Genomic DNA, 5,189 nt, shown 5'->3' with positions numbered 1-5,189 from the left:
AGAACAGGCGCTTTGCGAGGCGTTGCCGGCGTCGCGCCGGGGCGCTTGCGTCGGGCGGGGGCGCGGGGCATGAGGCGCGGATGCCACGCTACAAGCTCACGGTGGAATACGACGGCGGCCCCTTCGCGGGCTGGCAGCGGCAGCCTGACCAGCCCTCGGTGCAGCAGGCGATCGAGGAGGCGCTGCGCCGGCTCGAGCCCGACGCGCCGGGGATCGGCGGCGCCGGGCGCACCGACGCGGGGGTGCACGCCACCGGCCAGGTCTGCCATTGCGACATGGCCAGGGACTGGGACCCGTTCCGCCTGTCCGAGGCGGTGAACTGGCACCTCAAGCCCGCGCCGGTCGCGGTGGTGGCGGCCGTGCGGGCGGCCGACGACTTCCACGCCCGCTTCGACGCGATCGAGCGGCGCTACACCTACCGCGTCGCGGTGCGCCGGGCGCCGCTGACGCTGAGCAAGGGGCTCGCCTGGCGGGTTCCCGGGCCGCTGGACCTGGAGGCGATGCGCGAGGCCGCCTCGCGGCTGACCGGGCGGCATGACTTCACCACCTTCCGCTCGACGCTCTGCCAGGCGAAATCGCCGGTCAAGACGCTGGACGCGATCGAGGTCGAGGCGACGGCCGAGGGGGTCGCCTTCCACCTGCGCGCCCGCAGCTTCCTGCACAACCAGGTGCGCAGCCTGGTCGGCACGCTCGAGCGGGTGGGCGCGGGCGCCTGGACGCCCGACCGGGTCCAGCAGGCGCTCGAGTCGCGCAACCGCGCCGCCTGCGGCCCCGTGGCGCCGCCCGACGGCCTCTGCCTGACGCAGGTGATCTACCCCGACGCCTGACGCCCGCGGGGGCGGGCGGGCGGCGGGGAGGGCGGGTGGGGCCGCCCGCCCGCCCCCGCCGCGCCGCAAGGCGCGCCGTATCGCCGCCGGCGCCTGTCAGGCGGCACGCCCGGGAAGGCCCTGCGCCGGACGCCCGCATCGGGCCCCGTCGCGGCGCGACGACCCGGCGACGCGCGTATCCTCCTGCCTCAGGCCAGCAGCGGCGCCAGCTTCGGCCAGGCGTCGGCGTCGGCCAGCGACCTGTCCCGGCAGAACCGGTTGCAGAAGCCGATCACCCTGCCCTCGATCTCGCCCAGGGCGTCCGGGGCGACAGGGCTGCCCGAGCAGGGGCAGGACGGGTTGGCCGCCTTCCGCCCCGGTTCGACGGCGCGAGCCGGTCGGGGCGGGGGGCCGAATCGCCGGGCCTCGGGCAGATCCAGCTCGTACTCCTCGAGTCGCCTTGTTTCGGCCACGCCCATCGCCCGCCAGCGCCGGAAAGGCCCCCAGGCGTAGAGCGCGTCCTGCAACCGGACGGTGATCTCCGTCTCGCCGAGCTGATAGGTCACGAACCGCGCGATCACCGGCGCGAACATCAGATCCGCCGCACAGGGTCGGGCTCCGAACAGCCACGGCCCCTCGCCCCCGAACCGCTCGGCCGCCCAGGTCCACAACGTCTCGATCCGCGCCACGTCCTCGAGCACCTCGATCGAGGGCTCGAACCCCGCATAGCGACGCTCGAGGTTCATCGGGCAGTCGCGGCGCAGCGCCGCGAATCCGGCGTGCATCTCGCCGGCCAGCGCCCGCGCCGCCGCCCGCGCCGCGGGCGCCTCGGGCCACAGGCCGGCCTCGGGGTGACGGTGGGCAAGTTCCTCCATTATCGAGAGACTTTCCCACACCATCGCCCCGTCGTCGAAGCGCAGGACCGGAACCGTCAGGGCTGGAAAGTTGTCCCTGCGCATCTGCGCGAACGCCTGCGTCCCCTTGCCGGCCGAGCGCACCTCGCAGGGCGCGCCGACCAGCTCGACCGCCAGCCAGGCGCGCAGCGACCAGCTGGAATAGGTCCGCTCGATGATGGACAGTTCCATCCAGATCCTCCCGAGATCCCGGGCTCAGACTGCACCCACATCGCTCCCGCCGCCAGGCGCGTCCAGGGCGCCTGAGGCCTGCTCGGGCAACGCGCCTCGACCCGCCCGCAATGGGCGATCCTCCCACAGCCTGGGAAACAAATCGTTTCCGTCCCTCGGCGATGTGATCCGCCGCCATAGCCCCGCCGTAAACGGATGACACGAATGAACACGTCGAAGGCCGGGCGCGTCGAACAGCCGGCCGATCAACAGGAGATTGTCATGGCACTCGACGGCAAGCACGCGAGCGCACTTACCCGGACCGCGATGAGCGCGGAACTTCTCGACGCCGAAACCGAGCTCGATCTCGCCCGTCGCTGGCGCGACCACGGCGACGAGCAGGCCCTGCACCGCCTGGTCACCGCCTATATGCGGCTGGCCGTGTCCATGGCCGCCAAGTACCGCCGTTACGGCGCCCCGATGGCCGACCTGACCCAGGAGGCCGGCGTCGGCCTGATGAAGGCGGCCGAGAAATTCGATCCCGACCGCGGGGTCCGCTTCTCGACCTATGCGGTCTGGTGGATCAAGGCCTCGATCCAGGACTACGTGATGCGCAACTGGTCGATGGTGCGCACCGGCTCGACCTCCTCGCAGAAGTCGCTGTTCTTCAACATGCGCCGGGTCCGCGCCCGGCTGGAGCGCGAGGCCGAGGCCACCGGCGACCACATGACCGGCGACGAGATCCGCCGCCGCATCGCCGCCGACCTGGGCGCCCCCCTGCGCGACGTCGAGATGATGGAGGGCCGGCTCGCCGGCTCCGACTTCTCGCTCAACGCCCAGCAGTCGGGCGACGAGGGCCGCGAATGGCTCGAGACGCTCGAGGACGACGCTCCCAACCCCGAGGTGACCGTCGGGCGCGAGCATGACCTGAACGCCGCCCGCGGCTGGATCGCCGACGCGATGACCGCGCTGACCGACCGCGAGAAGATGATCGTCGTCGCCCGCAAGATCGACGACGACCCCGAGACGCTGGAAAGCCTCGGCGGCAAGCTCGGCCTCTCCAAGGAGCGGGTGCGCCAGCTCGAGAGCCAGGCCCTGCGCAAAATGCGCCGCCGCCTGGAGGACACGCTGGGCGAGGCGCCCAAGGATCTCGCCGCCGCCTTCTGAGGCGCGCCGGCGACAGAAGCGCACGCTTTCGACCTTCGACCGCGGATGGCTCCATCCGCGGTCGTCTTGCATTCAGGGGACCGCTTTCGGACCCGTCGGGTCCGGGACCCGGCCTGTATGTCGCTCGGGCCGAGGGTCAGGCCGCTATTCGTCGCCGGGGTGCAGCGGCGTCACGCGCCAGGACCGCGAGGCCAGCAGGCGGGCGGCCTGCGCATCGTTCTCGGCCCGATAATGGTGCGCATGCGGAACCGGGGGCGGCGAGACGCCGTCGGCGAAGCCGAGGCCCCGCAGCCGCTCTGCCGCCCGGGACAGCGCGCCGTAGACGAAGAGATGGTCGTGGCGATCCCAGACCAGCAGGGTCCCGGATCCCTCCGCCCGGATCCACAGGTCGAATCGCCCGTCGCTGCGCAGCAGATCGGCGTAGGCGCGCAAAAAGTCCTGCACCTCCGCCCCCTCCATATCCTCGCTCTGATAGCGCCCGGGCGCGCCCTCGCCCCGCGGCGTGTGCAGGACGTAGAGAAGCTGAAACGGCCCCTCCAGCCCCTCGACCAGCGTCGCGGCCACCTGCGGGTCGCCGCCCGGCACGGTCGCGCACAGGCGCAGGTCCCCGGTGGACAGCGTCTCTTCCGCGAAGACGGGCGGATGCGAGAAGGGGCGCCAATCGTCCCCGACCTGTCGGCTGAGCTTGAACATGCCCCACCCTGACGGCGCCGGGCGCGCAAGGCAATTCCAGCCGCCGCCGGGCCGCCCGAATTTCGCAAACCCGTTTGTGAAATAAAAAGCCGGGGCAATCGTGATTGTGAAACCCCTTTCCATCGATGTTGCGATGCGCCAATTAGCGTCCTGACCCTGCGCGCGCCTGCCCGATGGCTTCGCGCGCGCGGCGCTGATAGGACCGAGCGGACCGGAGGAAATCGGGATGCGTGCGATGCATGAGGACGTTCAGGCCGGCTCGGCCGCCCAGGAATTCGAGTGCCCGGCCTCGGCCTTCGCCGAGACGGTCCTGTCGGTGAAGCACTACACCGACCGCCTGTTCAAGTTCCGCCTCTCTCGCCCGGCGAGCTTCCGCTTCCGCTCGGGCGAGTTCGTGATGATCGGCCTGCCGGGCGAGAAGCCCGTGTGGCGCGCCTATTCCATCGCCTCGCCCTCCTGGGACGAGGAGCTGGAGTTCTACTCGATCAAGGTCCCCGACGGGCCCCTGACCTCTCAGCTGCAGAAGATCCAGGTCGGCGACACGGTGTGGTTCCGCAAGAAGCCGACCGGGACGCTGGTGCTCGACGCGCTGATCCCGGGCAAGCGGCTGTGGATGTTCTCGACCGGCACCGGCATCGCGCCCTTCGCCAGCGTGATCCGCGACCCCGAGACCTACGAGAAGTTCGAGGACGTGATCCTGCTGCACACCTGCCGCGACGCCGGCGAGCTGACCTATGGCCAGGAGCTGGTCGAGGCGACCCGCGGCGACGAGCTGGTGGGCGAGGAAGCCTCGAAGAAGCTGCGCCTGTTCTCCTCGACCACCCGCGAGCAGACGGACGTGATGGGCCGCCAGACCGACCTGATGGCGTCGGGAAAACTGTTCGAGATGCTGGGCGTGCCCCCGATCAGCCCCGAGACCGACCGCGGCATGATCTGCGGCTCGATGGCGATGCTCAAGGACACCAAGGCCGCGCTCGAGGGCTATGGCCTGACCGAGGGCGCCAACAACCGCCCCGCCGAATTCGTGGTCGAGCGCGCCTTCGTCGGCTGACGCCTCCGCCCCCGTATGCGAAAGGGCCCTGCGGAGCGATCCGCGGGGCCCTTCCATTTCCAGCCCTCGCCGGGAATGATCCTGGGCGTTCCCGAAGGCCGCGAGACGCCCCATGTCCGAGATCACCCTGCTGATGCCCCTGCTGGACGAGGGAACGCCGGTATGGCGCGCGGTCGCGGCGCAGCCGCTGCCCGACGGCGCCTTTCGCATCCTCGGCCCCGCGCCAGGGGGCGAGCGCTGGGCCTTCCCGCCCGGCGCCCACGTCGCGGCCCGCACCCACGTCTTCGCGGATGGAACGACCCGCCGGGTGGCCGCTCCCCTGCCCGCCTAGCGGTGTTGCGCGTGGTATTCGTCGTTCGGGCGCATGTCGACGGCGCTGGCCATGCGGTTGGACATGTTGAAGAAACC

6 protein-coding genes and 1 pseudogene are annotated in these 5,189 nt (G+C 71.3%); 4 read left to right on the top strand and 3 right to left on the bottom strand.

Features of this window, described 5'->3' with window-relative positions:
- Positions 1-80 precede the first annotated feature (80 nt).
- The gene (truA, locus tag AAC134_RS23390) at positions 81-827 is read left to right on the top strand and encodes a tRNA pseudouridine(38-40) synthase TruA (RefSeq protein ID WP_339952142.1); all 747 of its coding nucleotides are present in this window, start codon (positions 81-83) and stop codon (positions 825-827) included.
- Between the two features lie 188 nt (positions 828-1,015).
- Here the strand turns inward: truA and AAC134_RS23385 are convergent, their stop codons facing one another.
- Positions 1,016-1,891 carry a glutathione S-transferase N-terminal domain-containing protein gene (locus AAC134_RS23385; RefSeq protein WP_339952140.1) on the bottom strand — a complete coding sequence of 292 codons (876 nt, stop codon included), beginning with the start codon at positions 1,889-1,891 and terminating at the stop codon, positions 1,016-1,018.
- A 261-nt stretch (positions 1,892-2,152) separates the two neighbouring features.
- On the opposite strand from AAC134_RS23385, the gene AAC134_RS23380 reads away from it, so the two are divergent.
- The gene (locus tag AAC134_RS23380; RefSeq protein WP_339952138.1) at positions 2,153-3,037 is read left to right on the top strand and encodes an RNA polymerase factor sigma-32; all 885 of its coding nucleotides are present in this window, start codon (positions 2,153-2,155) and stop codon (positions 3,035-3,037) included.
- 144 nt (positions 3,038-3,181) lie between these two features.
- On the opposite strand, the gene AAC134_RS23375 is transcribed toward AAC134_RS23380, so the two are convergent.
- Positions 3,182-3,730, bottom strand: a complete 549-nt coding sequence (locus tag AAC134_RS23375; protein ID WP_339952136.1) for a hypothetical protein — start codon at positions 3,728-3,730, stop codon at positions 3,182-3,184.
- Positions 3,731-3,965: 235 nt separating this feature from the next.
- On the opposite strand from AAC134_RS23375, the gene AAC134_RS23370 reads away from it, so the two are divergent.
- Complete coding sequence (locus AAC134_RS23370) at positions 3,966-4,781, top strand: ferredoxin--NADP reductase (protein ID WP_339952144.1); 816 nt, start codon at positions 3,966-3,968, stop codon at positions 4,779-4,781.
- A 112-nt stretch (positions 4,782-4,893) separates the two neighbouring features.
- Positions 4,894-5,112: a hypothetical protein gene (locus AAC134_RS23365; RefSeq protein ID WP_339952134.1), complete on the top strand. Its 219-nt coding sequence runs from the start codon at positions 4,894-4,896 to the stop codon at positions 5,110-5,112.
- Here the strand turns inward: AAC134_RS23365 and AAC134_RS23360 are convergent.
- Positions 5,109-5,189 (bottom strand): annotated as a pseudogene (locus AAC134_RS23360) (alkylhydroperoxidase); the annotation flags it as partial. The gene AAC134_RS23365 and the pseudogene AAC134_RS23360 sit on opposite strands and share 4 nt — an antisense overlap.

Source organism: uncultured Albimonas sp. (genome assembly GCF_963977235.1).
Taxonomy (GTDB): domain Bacteria; phylum Pseudomonadota; class Alphaproteobacteria; order Rhodobacterales; family Rhodobacteraceae; genus Albimonas.
The sequence above is the reverse complement of the archived record's forward strand: the minus strand, read 5'-3'. Positions and strand labels throughout refer to the sequence as shown.

Coding starts and splice junctions, on each gene's coding strand:
- truA (WP_339952142.1), top strand. CDS start 81: ATGCCACGCTACAAGCTCACGGTGGAATACGACGGCGGCCCCTTCGCG.
- AAC134_RS23365 (WP_339952134.1), top strand. CDS start 4,894: ATGTCCGAGATCACCCTGCTGATGCCCCTGCTGGACGAGGGAACGCCG.
- AAC134_RS23370 (WP_339952144.1), top strand. CDS start 3,966: ATGCATGAGGACGTTCAGGCCGGCTCGGCCGCCCAGGAATTCGAGTGC.
- AAC134_RS23385 (WP_339952140.1), bottom strand. CDS start 1,891: ATGGAACTGTCCATCATCGAGCGGACCTATTCCAGCTGGTCGCTGCGC.
- AAC134_RS23380 (WP_339952138.1), top strand. CDS start 2,153: ATGGCACTCGACGGCAAGCACGCGAGCGCACTTACCCGGACCGCGATG.
- AAC134_RS23375 (WP_339952136.1), bottom strand. CDS start 3,730: ATGTTCAAGCTCAGCCGACAGGTCGGGGACGATTGGCGCCCCTTCTCG.